Annotated in this window: 18 protein-coding genes; 16 read left to right on the top strand and 2 right to left on the bottom strand. The window is 42.4% G+C overall.

Annotated features, from left to right (window positions below):
- Nucleotides 1-193 precede the first annotated feature (193 nt).
- The 13 genes from HMPREF2904_RS05855 to HMPREF2904_RS05805 all read left to right on the top strand — a co-directional run bounded on the left by HMPREF2904_RS05855 (nt 194) and on the right by HMPREF2904_RS05805 (nt 17419).
- Nucleotides 194-4588: a PolC-type DNA polymerase III gene (locus HMPREF2904_RS05855; protein WP_070660913.1), complete on the top strand. Its 4395-nt coding sequence runs from the start codon at nt 194-196 to the stop codon at nt 4586-4588.
- A gap of 350 nt (nt 4589-4938) precedes the next feature.
- Nucleotides 4939-5061: a hypothetical protein gene (locus tag HMPREF2904_RS11930; RefSeq protein WP_256263241.1), complete on the top strand. Its 123-nt coding sequence runs from the start codon at nt 4939-4941 to the stop codon at nt 5059-5061.
- Between the two features lie 64 nt (nt 5062-5125).
- Complete coding sequence (locus HMPREF2904_RS05850; protein WP_031576550.1) at nt 5126-6436, top strand: DUF262 domain-containing protein; 1311 nt, start codon at nt 5126-5128, stop codon at nt 6434-6436.
- Nucleotides 6430-8307 (top strand): DUF262 domain-containing protein, encoded by a 1878-nt coding sequence (locus tag HMPREF2904_RS05845; RefSeq protein ID WP_031576549.1) that lies wholly within the window; start codon nt 6430-6432, stop codon nt 8305-8307. Before HMPREF2904_RS05850 ends, HMPREF2904_RS05845 begins: the two co-directional genes overlap by 7 nt.
- Before the next feature lie 101 nt (nt 8308-8408).
- Nucleotides 8409-8672, top strand: coding sequence for a type II toxin-antitoxin system RelB/DinJ family antitoxin (locus HMPREF2904_RS05840; protein ID WP_031576547.1), 264 nt, complete (start codon nt 8409-8411; stop codon nt 8670-8672).
- Nucleotides 8665-8943: a type II toxin-antitoxin system RelE/ParE family toxin gene (locus tag HMPREF2904_RS05835; protein WP_031576545.1), complete on the top strand. Its 279-nt coding sequence runs from the start codon at nt 8665-8667 to the stop codon at nt 8941-8943. The genes HMPREF2904_RS05840 and HMPREF2904_RS05835 overlap by 8 nt, the downstream gene beginning before the upstream one ends.
- Before the next feature lie 37 nt (nt 8944-8980).
- Nucleotides 8981-9658, top strand: a complete 678-nt coding sequence (locus HMPREF2904_RS05830) for a hypothetical protein (RefSeq protein ID WP_141751201.1) — start codon at nt 8981-8983, stop codon at nt 9656-9658.
- A gap of 14 nt (nt 9659-9672) precedes the next feature.
- Nucleotides 9673-9822 (top strand): hypothetical protein, encoded by a 150-nt coding sequence (locus tag HMPREF2904_RS11425; RefSeq protein WP_141751200.1) that lies wholly within the window; start codon nt 9673-9675, stop codon nt 9820-9822.
- A 172-nt stretch (nt 9823-9994) separates the two neighbouring features.
- Entirely contained in the window at nt 9995-12847 is a 2853-nt protein-coding gene (locus tag HMPREF2904_RS05825; protein ID WP_070660910.1) for an AAA family ATPase, read from the top strand.
- Nucleotides 12848-13101: 254 nt separating this feature from the next.
- Nucleotides 13102-14343, top strand: a complete 1242-nt coding sequence (locus HMPREF2904_RS05820; protein ID WP_070661192.1) for an aminopeptidase — start codon at nt 13102-13104, stop codon at nt 14341-14343.
- A gap of 619 nt (nt 14344-14962) precedes the next feature.
- Nucleotides 14963-15631 (top strand): DUF443 family protein, encoded by a 669-nt coding sequence (locus HMPREF2904_RS05815; protein ID WP_070660907.1) that lies wholly within the window; start codon nt 14963-14965, stop codon nt 15629-15631.
- Nucleotides 15632-15663: 32 nt separating this feature from the next.
- The gene (locus tag HMPREF2904_RS05810; protein ID WP_070660904.1) at nt 15664-16332 is read left to right on the top strand and encodes a DUF443 family protein; all 669 of its coding nucleotides are present in this window, start codon (nt 15664-15666) and stop codon (nt 16330-16332) included.
- Nucleotides 16333-16414: 82 nt separating this feature from the next.
- Entirely contained in the window at nt 16415-17419 is a 1005-nt protein-coding gene (locus HMPREF2904_RS05805; protein ID WP_070660901.1) for a hypothetical protein, read from the top strand.
- Between the two features lie 53 nt (nt 17420-17472).
- On the opposite strand, the gene def is transcribed toward HMPREF2904_RS05805, so the two are convergent.
- The gene (def, locus tag HMPREF2904_RS05800; protein ID WP_003004253.1) at nt 17473-18087 is read right to left on the bottom strand and encodes a peptide deformylase; all 615 of its coding nucleotides are present in this window, start codon (nt 18085-18087) and stop codon (nt 17473-17475) included.
- A gap of 60 nt (nt 18088-18147) precedes the next feature.
- Complete coding sequence (locus HMPREF2904_RS05795) at nt 18148-18834, bottom strand: cyclic nucleotide-binding domain-containing protein (protein WP_070660899.1); 687 nt, start codon at nt 18832-18834, stop codon at nt 18148-18150.
- 145 nt (nt 18835-18979) lie between these two features.
- Here HMPREF2904_RS05795 and HMPREF2904_RS05790 point away from each other — a divergent pair, with 145 nt between their 5' ends.
- The 3 genes from HMPREF2904_RS05790 to HMPREF2904_RS05780 all read left to right on the top strand — a co-directional run bounded on the left by HMPREF2904_RS05790 (nt 18980) and on the right by HMPREF2904_RS05780 (nt 22132).
- Nucleotides 18980-20143 (top strand): MFS transporter, encoded by a 1164-nt coding sequence (locus HMPREF2904_RS05790; RefSeq protein WP_070660895.1) that lies wholly within the window; start codon nt 18980-18982, stop codon nt 20141-20143.
- A 106-nt stretch (nt 20144-20249) separates the two neighbouring features.
- The gene (locus tag HMPREF2904_RS05785) at nt 20250-21401 is read left to right on the top strand and encodes an MFS transporter (protein WP_070660892.1); all 1152 of its coding nucleotides are present in this window, start codon (nt 20250-20252) and stop codon (nt 21399-21401) included.
- Between the two features lie 2 nt (nt 21402-21403).
- On the top strand, nt 21404-22132 hold the full coding sequence (locus HMPREF2904_RS05780; RefSeq protein ID WP_070660888.1) for a pseudouridine synthase: 729 nt from the start codon (nt 21404-21406) through the stop codon (nt 22130-22132).
- Nucleotides 22133-22201 lie beyond the last annotated feature (69 nt).

The following is a 22201-nucleotide window of genomic DNA, read 5'->3' as shown; positions in this document are numbered from 1 at the left end:
AGGATTGCCTGCTGTTGACCGATCATCGAGAAATCACCGTCCTATCGGTGATTTTTTTGTCTTCACTTCTCCCTCGAATTAATCCTTAAATTGTGATAAAATAAAGGTTACGAATGTTTTTGAATGGTCTGTTTTTGCTTAGAAGTCGGGCCACTCAAAAGCGAGCAAAAGAATCAAGATCAAGGGAGAAACAATGTCCAACACCTTTGAAATTTTAATGGATCAGCTGGATATGCCGCTGGATATGCGATCTTCCAGTGCCTTTTTGCATGCGGAGATTCAAGAAGTCGTGGTGCACAAGGTCAGTCGGGTTTGGGAGTTCCGCTTTGCTTTTGCGGAAGTCTTGCCGATTGCTTTGTTTAAGGAATTGCGCCAGCGTTTGAAGGACGAATTTTCAAAGACGGGAAACCAGGCAACCTTTACCATCCAGGTGGCCAATCCGGATTTTTCTGCGGATTTATTGCAGGCCTACTATCGTGAGGTCTTTGAGGATGGTCCTTGTGCCAGTCAAGGCTTTAAGGGGCTTTATCAAGACTTGCAGGTGCGCGCGGAAGGGCAGGAATTGATCATCTCGGGGCCTTCTTCGGTTGATACGGAGCATTTTCGTAAGAACCATTTGCCTAATCTTGCCAAGCAGTTGGAAGCCTTTGGTTTTCCGCATTTCACCTGTCGGGTGGAGTCTGATGAGGAGTTGACAGAGCAAGAAGTGGCGCGCTTTGAGGAGGAAAATGAAAAGATCTTCCAAGCGGCCAATGAAGAGACCTTGCGGGCTATGGAATCCTTGGCCCAGATGGCTCCGCCACCAGCTGTTGAAGAAAAGCCAGTTTTTGACTTCAAGGCTAAGAAGGCGGCGGCTAAACCTAAGCTAGACAAGGCTGAGATCACTCCGATGATCGAGATTACGACAGAAGAGAACCGGATTGTCTTTGAGGGTGTGGTCTTTGACGTGGAGCACAAGGTGACGCGGACCGGTCGGGTCTTGATCAGCTTTAAGATGACCGACTATACCTCGAGTTTTTCTCTTCAGAAATGGGTGAAAAATGAGGAAGAAGCCCAGAAGTTTGACATGATCAAGAAGAACAGCTGGCTACGGGTGCGGGGAAATATCGAAATGAACAATTTCACGCGCGACTTGACCATGAATGTCCAAGACATCCAGGAAGTCGTCCATTATGCCCGCAAGGACCTGATGCCAGAAGGCGAGCGCCGGGTGGAATTCCACGCGCATACCAATATGTCGACGATGGATGCCCTGCCGGAAGTCGAAGAGCTGATCGCCAAGGCATCTGAGTGGGGGCATAAGGCGGTAGCTATCACTGACCATGGCAATGTGCAGAGTTTCCCACATGGCTTTAAAGCAGCCAAGAAGGCTGGGATCCAGCTGATCTATGGGATGGAAGCCAATATCGTAGAGGACAAGGTGCCCATCACCTATAACGAGGTGGATCTGGACCTCAATGAAGCGATTTATGTGGTCTTTGACGTGGAAACGACGGGACTTTCAGCTATTTACAATGACTTGATCCAGGTTGCCGCTTCTAAGATGTACAAGGGCAATGTCATTGCTGAATTTGATGAGTTCATCAATCCAGGGCACCCCATTTCCGCCTATACAACAGATCTGACAGGTATTACCGATGACCATGTTCGCAATGCCAAACCATTGAAACAGGTCTTGGAGGAGTTCCAGGAATTCTGTCAGGATGCGGTGTTGGTTGCCCACAATGCCACTTTTGACATGGGCTTCATGAATGTCAACTACGAGCGTCATGGCCTTCCAAAAATCACCCAACCAGTTATCGATACGTTGGAATTTGCCCGCAACCTCTACCCAGATTTTAGATGGCATGGTTTGGGCCCCTTGACCAAGCGCTTTGGGGTCGCCTTGGAACATCACCATATGGCCAACTATGATGCGGAAGCAACCGGTCGCTTGCTCTTCATCTTTATCAAGGATGTCGCAGAAAAACATGGTGTGACCAATCTAGCCAAGCTGAATTTGGATTTGATTAGTCCAGATTCCTATAAAAAGGCACGGGTCAAACACGCAACCATCTATGTCAAGAATCAGACCGGCTTGAAAAATATGTTCAAATTGGTCTCTCTTTCCAATACTCAGTATTTTGAGGGCGTTCCTCGGATTCCCCGGACAGTTTTAGATGCCCATCGGGAAGGGTTAATTTTGGGATCGGCTTGTTCTGAAGGAGAAGTCTTTGATGCGGTCGTTTCTCGAGGAGTTGACGCAGCAGTCGAAGTAGCCAAGTATTATGACTTTATTGAGGTGATGCCTCCAGCCATCTATGCCCCCCTCATTGCCAAAGAGCAGGTTAAGGATATGGAGGAACTCCATACCATCATCAAGAGCTTGATTGAGGTGGGAGATCGCCTTGGCAAACCGGTCCTGGCGACAGGAAATGTCCACTATCTTGAGCCTGAGGAAGAGATCTATCGAGAAATCATTGTCCGCAGTCTTGGGCAAGGGGCTATCATTAACCGGACCATTGGTCATGGAGAAAATGCTCAACCAGCACCCCTGCCAAAAGCTCATTTCCGTACAACCAATGAAATGCTGGATGAATTCGCCTTTTTGGGAGAAGACTTGGCGCGAAAATTGGTCATTGAAAATACAAACACTTTAGCAGAAATCTTTGAACCTGTTGAAGTGGTCAAGGGTGACCTCTATACGCCATTTATCGACAAGGCCGAAGAGACAGTTGCCGAATTGACCTATCAAAAGGCCTTTGAAATCTATGGCAATCCGCTCCCTGATATCGTCGATTTGCGGATTGAAAAGGAATTAACCTCCATCTTGGGGAATGGCTTTGCCGTGATTTATCTGGCTTCACAGATGCTGGTGCACCGTTCCAATGAACGGGGCTACCTGGTTGGATCGCGTGGATCCGTTGGATCTAGCTTTGTCGCGACCATGATCGGGATTACCGAGGTTAATCCTCTTTCTCCTCACTATGTCTGTGGTCAATGCCAGTACAGTGAGTTTATCACGGATGGTTCTTACGGTTCTGGATTTGATATGCCGGACAAGGATTGTCCAAACTGTGGCCACAAGCTCAGCAAAAATGGCCAAGACATTCCCTTCGAGACCTTCCTTGGTTTTGATGGGGACAAGGTACCCGATATCGATTTGAACTTCTCCGGTGAAGACCAGCCGAGTGCCCACTTGGATGTCCGGGATATCTTTGGGGAAGAATATGCCTTCCGGGCAGGAACGGTTGGTACTGTGGCTGCCAAGACGGCCTATGGCTTTGTCAAGGGTTATGAGCGGGATTATGGCAAGTACTACCGGGATGCAGAGGTAGAACGTCTGGCCCAAGGAGCAGCTGGGGTCAAGCGTACCACTGGTCAGCACCCAGGGGGAATCGTTGTTATTCCAAACTATATGGATGTCTATGACTTTACTCCTGTGCAGTACCCGGCTGATGACGTGACGGCTGAATGGCAGACCACTCATTTTAACTTCCACGATATCGATGAGAACGTCCTCAAGCTCGATGTTCTGGGACACGATGATCCGACCATGATTCGCAAGCTCCAGGACTTGTCAGGCATTGATCCGAATGATATTCCGATGGATGATCCAGGGGTCATGGCCCTCTTCTCAGGTACCGATATCCTAGGAGTGACACCGGAGCAAATCGGTACCTCAACCGGTATGCTGGGGATCCCAGAGTTTGGGACCAACTTCGTTCGAGGCATGGTGGATGAAACCCATCCGACCACCTTTGCAGAGTTGCTTCAGCTTTCTGGTTTGTCTCACGGTACCGATGTATGGTTGGGAAATGCCCAAGACTTGATCAAGGCGGGAATTGCCGACCTATCAACCGTTATCGGATGTCGGGACGACATCATGGTTTACCTCATGCACGCTGGCCTGGATCCAAAAATGGCCTTTACCATCATGGAGCGGGTGCGGAAAGGCATGTGGCTCAAGATTCCTGAAGAAGAGCGCAATGGCTACATCCAAGCCATGAAGGAAAACAATGTCCCTGAATGGTACATCGAGTCCTGTGGAAAGATCAAGTACATGTTCCCGAAAGCCCATGCGGCGGCCTATGTTATGATGGCCCTTCGTGTAGCCTACTTTAAGGTGCATCATCCACTTTATTACTACTGTGCTTACTTCTCTATTCGTGCTAAGGCCTTTGATATCAAGACCATGGGAGCGGGCCTAGAAGCTGTGAAAGCGCGGATGAAGGACATTGCTGAAAAACGTAAGAACAACGAAGCTTCTAATGTGGAGATCGACCTCTACACCACCCTTGAAATTGTCAATGAGATGTGGGAGCGTGGCTTCAAGTTTGGGAAATTGGACCTCTATCGCAGTGATGCGACTGAATTCATCATCGATGGAGACACCCTTATCCCGCCATTTGTCGCCATGGATGGATTGGGAGAGAACGTAGCCAAGCAGATTGTACGAGCTCGCAAAGAAGGAGAATTCCTTTCTAAAACAGAGTTGCGAAAACGTGGAGGCGTCTCCTCAACCTTGGTGGAAAAGATGGACGAGATGGGAATCCTTGGTAATATGCCAGAAGACAACCAGCTCAGTCTCTTTGATGATTTGTTTTGATAGATAAATGATTTTTATTCAAAAGTTATCAATCTTAGATGAACAAAAGTCATAATTACATGATGAAGTAACTAATTTATTGAATTGTTCATTTTCTAAGTTTGGAAGAATGTTACATTATCTTTTCAGGAGTAGGACAGAACGAAATTTACTAAAAATCGTACTGCCTTACTCCTATTTTTCTATACTTGTATGCTCAAATAGAGAGAGTTTATTGCAGTTGATTTTAAATTGAGAAAAATAATATTATGTTCTTTCTATATAATATTGACATCATAGTTTGTACATGCTATACTATCTCTGATAATAAATGATTAATATATGATTAAAAAGTTGGAAGAGGCGTAGATATGACTGAATGGATTGTTATTGATCAGTTTGGTAATATGATTGCACAAGGATTTTGGACAAAGGAAGCAGCAGAGCAGTATTCAAAAAATATTCCTAATACAAGTGTTATTCCAAAGAATTAGCTACTCTTAACTACAGATTCATATGAATTTGTAGTTTTTTTAAAATACAATAAAGGCGGATGAAATGGGTATTCAATTTACTTCTAAAAAGGTTGGGGAACTATTGAAAGAAGGTAATTTGCGGATTCCTTCTTATCAAAGACCTTATAAGTGGAACAGAAAGCATATCCGTAATCTTTTTTATGATTTACGAGATGCTATGGAAAAAAAGGAATATCAAGTTGGCTCTGTTATCTTGCATGATAATAATGGATACTTAGATATTGTAGATGGGCAACAACGGCTAATTTCTATTTCTTTATTTCTTCATTTATTAGAGAAATTAGAGAATTATGAAGGTGCTAATCAACTTTTAGGTGCTGAATTTGGAGAGATATCCTGCTATCATGCGAGCGAAAATTATAATGAGTGGGAAAATTTAGCTCAATTGGTTGGTTCAAACCAGGCAAAAGGAATTTGCGAATTTTTATTAGAAAATTGTTCTATCTCTTGTATCGTCATGCCAGAGGAACGTTTATCAGAAGCTTTTCAATTATTTGACTCTCAGAATAATCGTGGCAAATCTTTAGAACCTCATGATTTACTCAAAGCCTACCATCTGCGTCAACAAGATTCAGAAGATGAAAAAATTGTTGAGAAATGGGAGCAGTTTGTGGAAGATAACGATTTAAGTCTGAAAGATCTATTTGATAAGCATCTTTTTCGTATGAGACGTTGGTCGAGGGGAGAAACAGGATTAACCAATAAGCGTTATGGTTCATATCTGCGTTTTACAGAATCTTTTATTGATGATTTTAAAGGTGTTGATTTAAGTCAGAATTTTCCATACCTAGAATTATACCGTCATATTGAAAATTTCCCTATGTCAATAACCATGCCAATCATTGATGGAAGTAAATTTTTTAAGTATATTGAATCTGTCCATCAAACGATTAAAGATCATATAGATATTTTGAATAAACAGTTAGGAATTTCTAATGATTCTAAAAGGGCAGAAAATAGTTCAGATTATCCAAAAGGTATGTTGAAAATTTACAATAGTTCAAAAGGACGCTATATCAAGTGTCATAATTTGTTTCTAAATATTTGCTTGCTTTTTGCAGAGAGATTTGGAAAAGAAGAGCTATCAAAAGAAATAGTAGAGACCTTGTTTATTTGGGCTTACTACCCGCGTGTAAAGTCTCGTGCTATATATGATGCTACTTTAGGAAACTACGCTGCAGGCGGGAAGTTCAGACAAAGAGAAGTTCAAAAACTTTTCCAAATTTTAGCCCATGCTGTAACTCCAAATGATTTCATGCTTAAGATAGATAGAGAATTATTTGAAAATTATACTGTGGAGCAGATTATAGAGGAGGAAAGAGGGAAATGGTAGAGACACATATCAGCTTGTCCGTTGATCGTTTATTAAACGAAGATAGCTATGCTATTCCTCTTTATCAGAGAAATTTTTCCTGGACTTATGATGAGATCGAGCAGTTATTGAACGATGTAGCAGATGCTTATCAAGAAAAGAGAGACAATTACTATATTGGAACATTAGTTGTCAATGAAGAGAATGGTCTTTTTAAAATTATAGATGGTCAACAACGAACAACAGCCCTTAATTTAATTGCTTTGGTTTTGAAAAATGAGTTTAATTTTGACAAATTAGAGGCGGTCAACTTAACTTTCCCGGCTCGGAGAAGATCAAATGAGAATATTCAAAAACTATTTATCAATGAAAAAATTTCTGAGAACGATGAAAATGAATTAACTAGAGGTTACAGACATGCTAAAGATGCCTTGAAAAAAGTGCTAGGAGAGCGCCAACTTGAACCTCAGTACTTCGTTGATTATCTTTTTAATAAAGTCATCATTTTTCGAAGTATACTTCCTAAAGATTTAGATTTGAATCTTTATTTCGAACGTTTTAACTCTCGGGGAGAACAACTAGAAGCTCATGAAATTCTTAAGGCACAAATGATGGCTAAGTTTGGAGAAAATCAAGAAACAGCAGAAAAATTTGCTAGAATCTGGGATGCTTGCGCTGAATTTGATAAGCCGGTAGCAAGTCAATTTAAGATGAGGCGGAAGAGGGCAGACAGTTTTCAGGAGCGTGAACGTATTTTTGGATGGCACTTTTCAAATTACTCATTTCATAATATTTATGATGACATTGATTTTTATCAAAATGAAAGAAGAAAGTTATCAGATGTATTAGGAAAAAAGATAAATGAAAAAAATATAGAAGTAGAAAAAGATTTTGGTGATTATACCCAAGTTATAGATTTTCCTACCTTCTTACTCCATGTATTGGCTATTTGGGAAGGTAGAGATCCCAGTGAGGTTCAGCTAGACGATAAGAAACTCTTAACTCTATTTGATATAAAAAATAAAAATAAGACTTGGATTATTGAATTCAGTGAATTTCTTCTTAAAATAAAACATATTTTTGATAATTACATCGTTAGAAATTCAAATATGGATTCTTCAAGCAGAAATAAGGATGAATGGTTTTTGCAGAAGGGAACTTATTATGAATATCAACCTAACGGAAAAGCGAAAGAGCATTACATAGTTGAAGAACGCTTTACTAAGAATACATTTTCAGATTCGGAAATTAACCAAAACATTATTCTTCTTCAATCTATGTTTGCTGTGACTTTCACTGCCAATCGTGATAGTCGTTGGTTATATGAAATTTTGCAATTCCTCTTCGAGAATATTGAGGAACTAAATGATCAAGAATTTGCTATTCGATTTAAGGATTTTCTTGAAAAAATGGCTGTGAGATATGCTGAGGGAAGATTGTTCACCGAGGAAGATATTATTAAGAAATATGGTGACATTCCTGTTTATGCATTTAATTTTATTGATTACATCTTATGGAAAAATCGTGAAGAGTTAGGAAGGGAGTATAAAGGTGTTAAATTTGATCATTTCAAATTTGCTTATCGTCGTTCCATAGAGCATTGGTTCCCACAACATCCAAATAGTGATGAAAAAGTTGAGAAAATGGATGATCAATTCTTACACTCTTTTGGGAACCTTTGTATCATTACAGATAGTCAAAATTCAAAATTTGGAAATTTAGTCCCGAGTGCAAAATATAAACAGTGGGAAGGAATTTTTGATCGTCAGAGTCTAAAGTTACAAATAATGGCTAATATAACAGAAAAAACTAAATGGGAATCATATCAAATAAAAGGACTTGAAAAAGAAATTTTACCTATGGTCAAAAGATTCATAGAAAGTAAGTCATAAGAATTTCCTCGATCATTAATTTCAAAAGGCTATTGTATATCCAATAGATTTACAACAGCCTTCTTTTTTGTTACAATAATCAATAGAAAGAAGGTGAGAATATGTCAAAGACGAGTATGAGTATTCGTTTGGATAGTAAGGTCAAGGAGCAGGCTCAACAGGTTTTTAACCACTTAGGAATGGATATGACTACAGCCATCAACATTTTCCTCCGTCAGGCTATTCAATATCAGGGTCTACCTTTTGATGTTAAGATAGACGAAAACAGGAAATTGCTTCAAGTGGTAACGGATGTAGAGCAAAATCGGAATATGAGTCAGTCTTTTGAATCTGTCTCAGACTTGATGGAGGACTTGCGTGCTTAAGATTCGCTATCATAAACAGTTTAAAAAAGATTTTAAGTTGGCAATGAAGCGTGGTTTGAAGGCAGACTTATTAGAAGAAGTCTTACATTTTCTGATTCAAGAAAAAGAACTTCCTGTCAGATATCGTGACCATCAACTGACCAACTCCAAGCATTTCCAAGGTGTTCGGGAGTGTCATATCCAGCCGGATTGGCTTTTGGTTTACAAAGTAGATAAGGACGAATTGATTTTAAACTTGCTGAGGACAGGAAGTCACAGTGATTTATTCTGATGGATTTAACGATCTTCGCTAAATTTGAGGTTGGCTAATGATAGAAAAGAAAAAAAGAGCAATACCCTGGAAGTCAGGGAAGATCATTTCCATTCGCTTACGAAATGGTGTCTATGTCTTAGCACAAATGATGCGAGAGCCCTATCTGGTGTTTTTTAACCATTTTAAGGAGGAAAATTGTTGGAAGGGAGTGACCTTGAAAGAGGAGGATATTCTCTTTTGTAAAGCAGTCACTCGTCAGTTTCTACGCTCTAGCCCTGTAACGATTGTCAAAGACCTTGAGCCCCTGTTAGATTATCGGTTACCCAAAGAATGGATTTATAGCCATATGGGTGGGCACCCGATTACGGTTTCGGTGAAGGGACGGGAGCGCCAAGTAGCTGGTTTTGGCCAACTGCTTTCCTTGGTTCAGGCGGACAAGGAAAGTGGTCAACCAGAGGATAATCCTCTGCTGGGACTCTTTCAAGCCTATATCCTACCAGATATCCAAGAGCAAGATTGGGAGCGAGTAGGGCAGGCTGAGCTCATGTCTCTCGAAGTTTTTCCAACGCTCAATGAACGTCTCTATCTCTGCTTTCTTTTTGGGAAAAATGTGAATCCAGAGCTAGATATCTCTTTGGGAAAGCCATTGCCCGATGAGTATGAAACCTATCTCGATATTCTTACCAACAGCCCAGAAGCACGACGTCTCTATCTGGGTGAGGAGGATGACTAAGAAAGGAATAGAACATGAAGTTAGAAATTTTTGCAGAAGACAAACCAGCTGAAAAAGTCTTTGAGTACAAGCTAGAAGTGGCAGACAATGTGCTGCTCCTTTCCACTGCCATGCTCTCAGGAGCGATTGCTCTAGCCGGCTTGTTTTCAACCTTAAAAGATTAACGGACAGCCTCTATTTTCCTTTTGAAAATAGAGGTTTTTCAGTCTTTTCAGATCTGATAAGTGTTTTCTTTGGCACTGGATTGTGTTACAATTTTTAGTGACAAGTGTTTGTAACAAGTAAACAGAAAAACAATGGATGTTCTTCCAAAAAGAGGAAATAGAGGAGAAGTGCGTGGCAAGATATTTAGTAGGGCCTTACAACAATAGTTGGAACTTTATGGATGCGGTTGAAAAAGCGCAGGATGGTGATACCATCGAATTTGAAAATGGGTATGTCTTTCAATGGCCGACAAATAAAGTGATCGAGATCGACAAGAACCTTCATTTTGTGGGGCATGTGGTCCCAAATCCAAATGGCAATGGGCGCATGTTTAACAACATCATTGAGGCTTCCTTCCGATTTGTAGAGGGAGCTCAGGTGACATTTGAAGATCTGTGGTTTAAAGTTGGTGGGAATTATACTACCTTGCTCTTATGGAATAGCTCAGATATCACCTGTAAACAGGTCTATTTTGAAGCAACCACTCCGACAAATAGTGAATTTTTTATCTATATGGATACGCATTCGAAGTTGACACTGGAAGGAGTCGGGATGAAGGTTCCGGAAAAACACCAAAGTGCCATCGGTATGTCCGCTTCGGAATTGTCCATTCGCAATTCAACGATTTTTTCTAAGATTGATCTGTCAGAAGGATCTAAATTGACCTTAGAAAATGTCCATATTGAAATATTTGGGAATAATACCATCCATGCCAAGGACTCAGAAGTGATCGCAAAAAATTCAACGATTACAGGCGGGGATCTGGAAAAGGACTTTCCACCAGTTTGGTTGAGGAATGTCATCTGGGAGTCTGAAAACTGTAAAATTGAGTTGCCTACTGGTACTGGGGTCTGTCTTGATAATAATGTTCAATTCAATTCGGATTCGGATCATATGACCTCCATCAATTCATACAATAGTATGATCCGAGCTCATCAAGCTACATTTTCAGAATTTTTATGCGTCTATGAAGAATCCTTTGCTTCCCTGACTGGAGAAACAACCTTCTTGAATGAGAATGCCGAAACCATTTCATTTGGAGTTTTTGATGATGGTGTGCTGATGGCTGAGCATATGATTTGTCATAAGATTGCGGATCCCAATATACGGCTTCAAGGTGGAGCTTTTGCGAAGGTGGGCACCGTGACCTATAGGCAGGGCGATGCGCGTGATCTGACCAAGGAAATCGAGGATGATTGTGATTATCTTGTCAGTAGAGAAGTGGCGAAGGGCAATGCGCAAGTCGTTCCTACGGGACAGGCGACGGATGCAACGGTGGCATCAACCCCTACAACGGGCTCTGGACCAGAGAAAAATCAAGATGCTCTTCAAGAACTCAATAGCCTGATTGGTCTTGAAAAAGTCAAACATGAGATCAAGAAAATGATCAACATGGTGGAATTTAACAAGAAACGAATCGCCAGTGGCAAGGCACCGGAAAAGCAAACCTTGCATGCTGCCTTTATGGGAAACCCTGGTACAGGGAAAACCACTGTGGCACGTCTGTTGGGACAAGTGCTCTTTGATGCGGGTGTTCTCTCAGGGGAAGAATTCCGTTTCGTGGAAGCAACGGAGTCCGATCTGATCTCTTCAAATATTGGGGGAACAGCTGAACAGACCCAAGCCCTGCTTGAAAAAGCGCGAGGGGGCATCCTCTTTATTGATGAAGCCTATAGCTTGGATAAAAAGGACAGCGGTGCGGACTTTGGGATCGAGGCGATCAATACCATCCTCAAATTTATGGAGGACAATCGTGACGACATCATGATTATCTTTGCCGGCTATACCAAGGAAATGGAGGAGTTCTTAAAGACCAATCCAGGCCTTCGTTCTCGGGTGCCAAATAATTTCATCTTTGAAGATTTCACAGGAGATGAGATTGTCCAACTAGGCGAAATGATCCTAAGCAAAGGAGACTACAAGCTCGAAGACCGGGATTACTATGCGCGGCATGTTAAGCGGGCTTATGATGGCTCGCTAGATAAGAGCAATGGTCGCTGGATCCGTAACCTGGATGAACAATTGACCAAGACCATGGCAGATCGGGTGGTGGCTCAAGGTTCTGACGATATTGAGACCATCCTCAATAGCGATATTGATGCTGTTCTTAACCAAGGCAAGTATCAAGCAGGAGCCGACAAGGAAGAAGATGGGATGGCTGCCCTCAACCGTTTGGTTGGAATTGCTAAGGTGAAAGAGCAAGTTGAACAATTTGTGGCTATGGCTGAGTTCAACCAAAAACGGGCTGAACAAGGTGGCATCGTTGAAGATACGACCTTGCACTCTCTCTTTCTTGGAAACCCCGGTACAGGGAAAACGACTGTGGCCCGCATTTTGGGTAATATCCTCTTCCAAAAAGGGGTTATCAAGCAGAAGAAATTCATCGAAGTATCACGGAGCAATCTGGTTGGAGGCTACCAAGGTCAAACAGCCTTGAAGACGCGCGAAGTCCTAGAAAGTGCACTGGGTGGAGTCCTCTTTATCGATGAGGCCTACACGCTCTATACCGGTTTAAATGATGATTTTGGGAAAGAAGCCTTGGACGAAGTCCTCAAATTTATGGAGGATCACCGCCGCGATATCGTCATTATCTTTGCTGGTTACACGAAAGAGATGCACGACTTCTTGCAGGTCAATTCAGGTCTGCAAAGCCGGATCCCAACTACATTTGATTTTGAAGACTACAGCCCAGATGAGATCGTGGAGATCGGTTTGTTAGGATTGCGTAAGCAAGGTTACCAGGTCAATGAAGCCCTTTATGGAGAGATTGTGAAAGGGAATTATATGCGTGCCAATGACCATAGTAATGGTCGCTGGGTTCGCAATCTTAATGAAAAACTCTTGCGCCAAGTATCGACTCGGGTAACCCGTGAAGGTAGTACGGATTACAATTCCATTTTGGATCAAGATTTGCAAGCCTTGAGAGAGAATAGCAGTTCTGAACAACCCCATACCGTGGATGATCAAGGCTATGTTCTTCCTTAAGTTAGAAGGAACAAGAAAAAGAGGCTGGGACAAAAGTCCTAGCCTCTCAATTATTTTTGGATTGTCGAGCAAGACGCAGTGGTTGAGTGGGCTCTACTACGCTGATTTCATCAGTTTTTACAGCCCTACTCAACTGTGCGGAGGTGGGACGACGAAATCGAATTCTAACGAATTACCGATTTCTGTCCCACTCTCTTTTTGCATGGACTTATGGTATACTAGGAGAAGATTATTCACTTATGAAGGAGAAAAAAATGGTTTTACCAAATTTTAAAGAAAACCTCGAAAAATACGCTAAATTGTTAGTGGCGAACGGCATCAACGTGCAACCTGGCCATACCTTGGTCTTGAACATTGATGTGGAACAAAGAGAATTGGCTCACTTGATTGTGAAGGAAGCCTATGCCTTGGGTGCGCACGAAGTGATTGTCCAATGGGCCGATGACTTCACTACCCGGGAAAAATTCCTCCATGCACCGATGGATCGTTTGGACAATGTGCCAGACTACAAGATCGCGGAGATGAACTACCTCTTGGAACACAAGGCCAGTCGTTTGGGTGTGCGTTCGTCTGATCCAGGTGCTTTAAACGGCGTTGATGCTGAGAAGCTTTCTGCTTCTGCTAAGGCTTTGGGCATGGCCATGAAACCAATGCGCATCGCTACTCAATCCAACAAGGTCAGCTGGACGGTTGCTGCAGCAGCAGGTTTAGAATGGGCGAAAAAGGTCTTCCCAAATGCGGCGAGCGATGAAGAAGCAGTGGATCTCCTGTGGGATCAAATCTTCAAGACTTGCCGAGTTTACGAGGAAGATCCAGTCAAGGCTTGGGAAAAGCATGCTGCTATTCTCAAGAGCAAGGCAGATACATTAAATAAGGAACACTTCTCAGCCCTTCATTACACAGCCCCAGGGACTGATTTGACCCTTGGCTTGCCGAAAAACCACGTCTGGGAATCTGCCGGAGCCATCAATGCCCAAGGTGAAAGCTTCTTGCCAAACATGCCGACAGAAGAGGTCTTCACAGCTCCTGACTTCCGCCGTGCAGAAGGCTATGTCACCTCTACAAAACCGCTTAGCTACAATGGAAACATCATCGAAGGCATCAAAGTGACCTTTGAAAATGGAGAAATCGTAGATATCACAGCAGAAAAAGGCGATCAAGTCATGAAAGATTTGGTCTTCAAAAACAAGGGAGCGCGTGCCTTGGGTGAATGTGCCCTCGTACCAGATCCAAGCCCAATTTCACAGTCAGGAATTACCTTCTTTAACACTCTCTTTGATGAAAATGCCTCTAACCACTTGGCCATCGGAGCAGCCTATGCAACCAGTGTAGAAGGTGGCGCAGAGTTCACAGAAGAAGAACTCGAAGCAGCCGGCCTCAACCGCTCAGACGTCCACGTCGACTTCATGATCGGTTCAAGCCAAATGGATATCGACGGCATCCGAGAAGACGGCACCCGCGTCCCAGTCTTCCGCAACGGAGATTGGGCAATATAGGGAGCAGGACAGAAATCGGTAGACGCAGTCTCGATTTCGTAGTTTTGCCCCCGCACAGTTGATTAGGAAGTACGAGTACCGCAGGTAGGAGTAGTTCCAATCAACCACTGCGCCGAGAGACAGAAATCAGTAACTCGAAGAGTTTGATTTCTACCTCGCTTTTCGGTTTTAGTACCCCCGCACAGTTGATTAGGAAGGGGCCTTGCTTCGCAATCCCTATCTGCCACCTCAAACAGTGTTTTGAGCAATCAACCACTGCGCCGAGAGACAGAAATCAGTAACTCGAAGAGTTTGATTTCTACCTCGCTTTTCGGTTTTAAGGCTCGGGCAAAAAAGGTCCGCAGGACCTTTTTAGTACCCCCGCACAGTTGATTAAGAAGGGGCCTTGCTTCGCAATCCCTATCTACTACCTCAAAACAGTGTTTTGAGCCATCAACCCCTGTGCCCAAAAAATAATAGAGTAAAAAGTATCCAACTGCTAAGAAGTTGGATACTTTTTTTGGTCAAAACTTGATCATCAAAGTAAAATCAGGTATGATGGATGGTATGTTCTTTTATGAATAAATAATATAATTATGACTGCCTAAGAATAAAATAGTATAGAAAGTAAGATCAATCTATGTTTAAACCAGCAAAAATCGATCGTTTGCCGAAAATGAATTTTCGATATCGTTTGTTAAAAGTAGAGAATGAATGGTATTTAATGGACGTCGATCGACCAATTATCATCACCTATTTTCTTCCATGGTTTACCTATTTTATCCCTCATAAAGCTTATCAGCTAACAGAGGATGAAGTAGAAGCAATAGCTCCGAAAGTTCTTAAAAGAGATAAGAACATACTTTCAACTCAGACTAAAGCAGGGATTTCAACACTTGGTGCTGGTTCCTTAGCAGTTTTACTAGGTAGAGCTTTTCCGATAGAGGATTATTTATATTTTACTTCCCATCTACTGAATCTAGTGCTAATGATCCTTGTTCTAATCATTGCTTTTGGAATTCGCATTTGGATCAGTATTGGGAAAAAAGAGTCGGTCATAAAGTCTTCCAAGAAAGCTAAAAAAATGTATTGTCGCCCAGTAAGATTTAGGTTACTACTAAAAAATCTTCTATTAGTAACATTGGCTTTATTTCTTTCAGTTGTATCATTTTGCTTTGTTCTGAGTACCAGTAAACCCAATCTAATTCTTCATGTGGCCTTATTTGCTTTTTCATTGGTTTTTTTATCACATGGTAATTTATTATTATATGCTTCAGGCGAGGATTATAAGGCAAAAATTAAAAAATAGGAAAAAGTGTAAATGTCAAGAAAGGATGATCTATGTTTAAACCAGCAAAAATCGAACGGTTGCCCAAAATGAACTTTCGCTACCATTTGTTAAAAGTTGATGGAGAGTGGTATTTGATGGAAGTTGATCGTCCGATTATCATCACCTATTTTCTGCCGTGGTTTGTTTATTTTATCCCTCATAAAGCCTATCAGCTAACAGAGGATGAAGTAGAAGTCCTAGCTCCAAAAGTGTTTGAGAGGGATAAGCATCATCAGAGTTTAGTGAGTAATAATATCGGGAGGGCATCGCTTAGTATAGGTGTAACCTCCATGCTATTAGCAAGGGTATTTCCAATCGAAAAATTCCTCAATTTTACTTCTCGCTTCGTCAATCTAACCTTGATGATGTTGATTTTAATTTTTGTAGTGGGACTTCGGATTTGGATGGGTAGAGGAGAAGGGATGCGTGAAATTGTGGCAGATAAAACACCTCGAAAAGTATATTGTTTCCCAAGTGAGATAAAGAAAATACTATTGATTCTGACTTTAACATTATTTGCTTTGGTAGTATCAATTGCAGTATGTTACGTGATTCTTTTAAACCTTAGCCCTAATTTTATTTTTCATATAGTTTTATTAAGTATTTCATTTCTATTTTTATCAGCTGGGAATTTAATTTTTTATTCCCCAATCATCTCTTTCAAAGCCAAAATCAAGTAGATCAAGTTAAGTGAAATTCAGAAGCAAGAGCAACATCCATCTGCTTTTGGATCTTAAAAGAATTTTTTAGAAAGGATTTGTCATGAAAAACGAAAAGACAGTCGATATTGAGCAGGCGAACAAAGTCTACTTTAAAAGTTTAGCCAATACACGTGCTTCAGCGGCTATGATGATCAATTCGTGGACAGGCGTATTTCTGTTCGCGATTGAAATCCTTTGCTTTTATTCGTATGATGTATCAAAAGGTATAAAACCATTTAATCATTGGTTTTTTGATATTCTCGTCATCTATTGTCTTTACCATATCATTACATTTTTCTTGCCGTTAATGGGGGCATTTATATATAGAAGACAAGTATTGTCAACGACCCTACTCTTATTCACCTATGCAGGGATGTTTTTATCGCTCCAAGTCATGGGCTTGCTCATCATTGTTTCTGCTCTGGCAAATAAAGAATTTGAGGTAGGTTTCCCGAAATATGGCTTCATCGTCATTCCTTTTCTTGTGATTTGTACCTTATTGGGCTTTATTTATCATTATTTTTGGCTTAAGAAGCAGTTAAAGATTGGCTTTTCACCAACTAGAACCCTGGGAAATTATTTCGCAAAATCAAGTAGTTACAGTAGCAATGCCCTAACGATCATCTTCGTCTGCTCCATGATAGGAGCGGCCCTTACTGGCTATTTTGGAGTGGTGCTAGGAGTATCCGTAAGCATACTGTTCAGTTACGCCTTTACTCAGTTGCTGACAGAAGTGGGCTACCTCTTGTATTTGAAAACAAAAAGCAAGGATTACTGGGAGGATGAACCTGAGGAGAATCCGACGTTGTGGGATTTACTATGGGGTTGGTTGAAAGGCTTCAGTCTAAAAAAAGCTAAACATCGTATTTTATTAGAAATTTTAGTTTTTATATCCTTTACAGTAATTGCCTATAATTCAGGATATTCTAAACCAGGTATAAAATATCCATTTTGGCTAGTGTGGGGAGTAAGAATTTTAGTTTATACAATCGTGCTTGATCTATTTATCAGTATAGTGCGCTCTATCATGCGTAAGTTTTCGAATAAAAAGCAAGGCAAAAAATAACAAAAAAATACCTAACTGAGAGTTTCCTCAGTTAGGTATTTTTGTCGGTTACGCTATTCTAAAATCAAGAGGCCTTCTTTGATTTCAAATGGGTTATTTGGGTTGATGCGGTCATAGAACATGATGCCGTTGGTGTGGTCGATTTCATGTTGAACGACGATGGAGTTGTAGCCTTTGAGTTTGATGCGTTTCTTTTCCCCATCTTTTGTGAAATACTCAACGGTCACGCGGGCATGGCGAACCACATAGCCTGGGACGTTGCGGTCTACTGAGAGACAGCCTTCCCCGTCGCCAAGAGCTGCATCTTGAACAGAATGGGCGACAACCTTTGGATTGTACATGACTTCTTGAAGGCTATAGGCTTCTTTTGGTGGGTTGCCATCGGCATCTTCTGGATTGGGAACCAAAACAGCGATAATCCGTTTAGAGATATCCAACTGTGGTGCTGCGAGTCCCACTCCTCCACGGAGGCCAAGTTTTTCAGCCATAACAGGGTCTTGAGAATGGTGCAAGAATTGCATCATTTTTTCACCCAGGATAATTTCCTGATCAGACAAAGGGAAGGTCACGTCTTCCGCAACAGCTCGAAGTGTTGGATTTCCTTCGCGGATAATGTCATCCATATCAATCAAATGGGACGCTCTTGTAACTTTTTCAATTGCTTTCATCGTTTTACTCTCACTTTCTTTCTACCCTCCATGATAACACAAAAGAGCCTAAAATTAAAGTTATCTGTCGACGGTTTCCGCATGTTTGATGGACAAATCACTCATCCTTTTTGCATCTAAAATCGTATAGATCCGTCCTTCTCTTTGGACTAAGCCCTCTTCGATCATCTGCTTGATGACACGGCTAAGGTGGCGGTAGCTGATCCCAAAACGCAGGGCCAGCTGATTCATCTTGGGCTTGAGGGTCGCATTTTCATCGCAATGCTCCAGAAAATGCGTAGCGAGGCGTTCCTTGACCGAATAATGAAAGTTAGCAGGAGCTAAATAGTTGATCTGGTGCAATTTCTCAGCCAAGGTCTTGGCCGTAGAGCGCAAAAAGGTTGGATCAAGCAGAAGGCGCTTCTTAAAGTGCTGGGCTGGGAGCTGGATGACTAGTGAGTCTTGGTCTGCAATGACCGATGTAATACAGACCCGATCAAGCAGGAGCTCAATCTCTCCTAAGAGTCCAGGTTTTTCTTGGATTTCAAGGATGGTGTCACTGCCGTTTTCAAGACTATGAACGATCTTGAGCCGGCCATTGAGAAAATAAGGAATGACATCTTGCTCAGAACCCTGGCGGCAGATATAATCTCCAGCCTGGTAGAGAACGAGGTCCAGCTGGCTGAGGCAGTCGCCCGGAAAGATCTGGTCCAATTGGTAGTCTGTGATGATTTCCTTGAGTCTTGTAGATGGGGAAATTTTTTTCATCTTAATCTCCTAAAATAGGACAAATGTCCTGTTTTTCTATTTCTAAATTGATTATACTAGGATTCTATTGAAAATACTAGTTTGAATCTTTTCTGAAAAAACTAGTAAAATCAAAATGTTACCAGTAAAGTGTAGGAAATAAAAAATGAAAAAAACAATGGAAAGAATCAGTCTCTTGAGCTTGTCGCTCATGCTGATCTCATCCTTTTCAATTACAGCCGGTTTGCCAGCTATGAAGGCTTATTTTAGCCGCTTCGGCTATACAGCAAGTCAGGTAGAACTCTTGGTTTCCCTGCCGGCCTTTGCGGTCGTGGCCATGCTCTTTTTAAATAGCGTGATCGAGCGGTGGATGAGTGAGCGCCAGATGATTGTTGCAGGACTTTTGCTCTTTTCAACTAGCGGGCTTTTGCCTTTGGTCGTGCAGGACTATCCTCTCATCTTTCTGAGTCGTTTGCTCTTTGGCTTGGGGACAGGAATGATCAATGCCAAGGCTATTTCGATTATCAGTGAGCGCTACTCAGGCAATGATAAGACCCGGATGCTGGGCTATCGGGGGTCTGCTGAAGTGGTGGGCTCTGCCATCTTGACCTTTATGGTGGGACAACTCTTACCCCTAGGCTGGCCAGCGATCTTTGCCGTATATGGTGGTGGTTACTTGATTTTACTCCTCTATCTCCTTTTTGTCCCTTATCCTAAGGAGAAAAAACAGGCTAGCTTGAAGGAGAAAAAGAAAGGTTCCGCACGCCTTCGCTCCCCTCAATGGCGTTTTAGTCTGATGCTAGCTGTGATTGCTGGTATCATCATTTGCTTCAATTCTATTATTAGTCTGCGCGTGCCGGATATCATCGTTGATGCTCGTATGGGGACAGCGACAACAGCTGGAACCGTCTTGAGTCTGATGCAATTGACAGGGATTGTAGCAGGAGTGGGCTTTGCTAGTTTGACACATGTTTTCAAAAAGAACTTGCTCATGATCATGTGCTTTGGTTTTGGACTAGCTCTGGCCTTGATTGGCTTGTCCGGACAGCTGTGGAGCCTGGTTTTAGGAACCCTTTTAGCAGGATTTACCTACAGTACGGGAGTCACCAGTATCTTCTATCACCTATCTGAAAAAATACCGACCAATCTCCTGAACCTTGCGACCTCGCTGGTCTTGATCGGCTGCAATCTCGGATCAGCCCTCTCTTCTTTCTTCATCCAGTTGGTGACGCCACTAGCTCCCTCCAATCACCTGCTCTTTGTCTGGATTGGCGCTTTGATGGTCCTAACGGGAGTATTTGCCTCACAATTGCTAGCACGAACGAAATGATGGAGAAATCATTTCGTTTTTTTTAATTCAATCTATTGCGTCCTGTCACTAGCTCGTGTTATTATAGGAGGAGTGTGAAAAAAAGATTAGTTTAAAGGATAGAATAATGAAAAGAATCATGGAGAAAGTGAGTATTCTCGCGCTTTCATTTATTTTGACGACCTCGTTTTCTATTTCGAGTGCGCAGTCGGCCATGTTTGCCTATTACAAGGGAATTCCTCATAGCATGATTGAGCTCTTGGTCTCGCTTCCTTCAGCTGGGATCATGGTTTCACTCATCTTCAATAAATGGATTGGACGTCTATTTTCAGAGCGCCAGATGATTGTGACAGGCTTAGTTGCTTACGCTCTATGTGGCTTTATTCCCTTAATCAGTCCAGCCTATCCGGTTGTCTTTTTGTCTCGGATTATTTTCGGGATGGCAGTTGGTTTGCTTAATGTTTCTGCCATTGCCATTATCAGTGAGCGCTATAAAGGAAAAGAACGCGTCCAAACCCTTGGTATTCGTGGTTCTGCAGAGGTTGTTGGGACGGCCGTTTTAACCTTTGGAGTTAGCCTTTTGATTCGCTTTGGCTGGCAGGCTGCCTTTCTCGTATACGGTATCAGTATTCCTATCTTACTTTTGTATCTCTTATTTGTGCCTTATGGATCTACGACGGAAGCAGTGGAGGAAAAACACCGGGATGTCAAGATGACAGGGGGTCAATGGCGGACTGCGCTCGGCCTAGCGGTCGTTGCGGCAGCTATCGTCTTGTCCAATGTCATGATCACCGTTCGGATTCCAAGTGTGGTAGAACAAGTTGGACATGGCACGGCCCAAACTGCTGGGGTTATATTAGCAGCCATGCAATTTGTTGGGATCTTGGCAGGTTTGGCCTTCTCGCCCTTGACCTATCTATTCCGTGATCGTTTATTATTAGTTTCGGGAGTAGCTTTTGGTGTGGCCCAAATGTTGATCGGGGTCTCTCCAAATCTCTTGATTCTTGCCCTTGTAACCATTGCTTCTGGCTTCGCCTACAGTGTGGCTCTTACAACAGTTTACAATGTCTTATCTGATAAGATGCCAGCAGGGGTCTTGAGCCAGGCAACGTCCATTGCGGTTTTGGGATGTAGTACAGGTTCGATCGCAACGACCTTTGTCCTTAGTCTATTAGGGACGATCTCATCTGCTCCAGTCTTCATTTTTGGATTTTCTGGTATCCTCTTGATCCTGGTTTCCTTTTTTGGTCTTTGGATTGTGCGAAAGAGTGGGAAATAACTATGCGCCTAGATAAATTTTTAGTAGATTGTGGTGTGGGGAGTAGGACCGAGGTTAAGCAACTCCTCAAGCAAAAGAAAATTGCAGTGAATGGAAAAAAAGAGACAGCAGGAAAGCTGCAGATTGATCCAGACAAGGATCAGGTGACCTTTATGGGAGAAGACCTGGTCCATGAAACCTTCGTGTATTATCTGCTTAATAAACCAGCTGGGGTCATCTCAGCGACTGAAGATGACCACCACCAAACTGTGCTAGATCTATTGGATGAGACAGCCCATCACAAGGAAGTCTTTCCTGTCGGGCGTCTAGATATCAATACCCATGGCTTGCTCCTTTTGACCAATAATGGCAAGCTCGCTCATGCCATGCTTTCGCCGAAGAAGCATGTGTCGAAGATCTACCGTGCCCAGGTGGCTGGGATCGTAGATGAGGTAGATGTAGCCCGTTTTGAAGAAGGCATTGCCCTCAAAGACTTCACCACCTTACCTGCGAGATTGCAGATCTTAGAGGTGAATGAGGCAAATACCAGCTCCTACGTCGAAATCGAAATCGCTGAAGGAAAATTCCATCAGGTCAAGCGTATGGTCGCTGCCTGTGGCAAGGAAGTGGTGGATTTAGAGCGGATTTCTATGGGTCCTCTAACGCTAGACCCAAGCCTGAAATTGGGAGAATGGCGGAGACTCCAGCCTTCTGAACTCAAGTCCCTAGAGGTCTTCGGAGTTCCCTTATAAGCAAAAAACCAAGCAGTCTGATTCTTACAGACTGCTATTTTTTATTATGTGACTTTCAGTCCGTCTCGC

The organism is Streptococcus sp. HMSC072G04 (assembly GCF_001813295.1).
Taxonomy (GTDB): domain Bacteria; phylum Bacillota; class Bacilli; order Lactobacillales; family Streptococcaceae; genus Streptococcus.
Note: the sequence above shows the minus strand (reverse complement) of the source record. Positions and strands in the feature narration are given on the sequence as shown.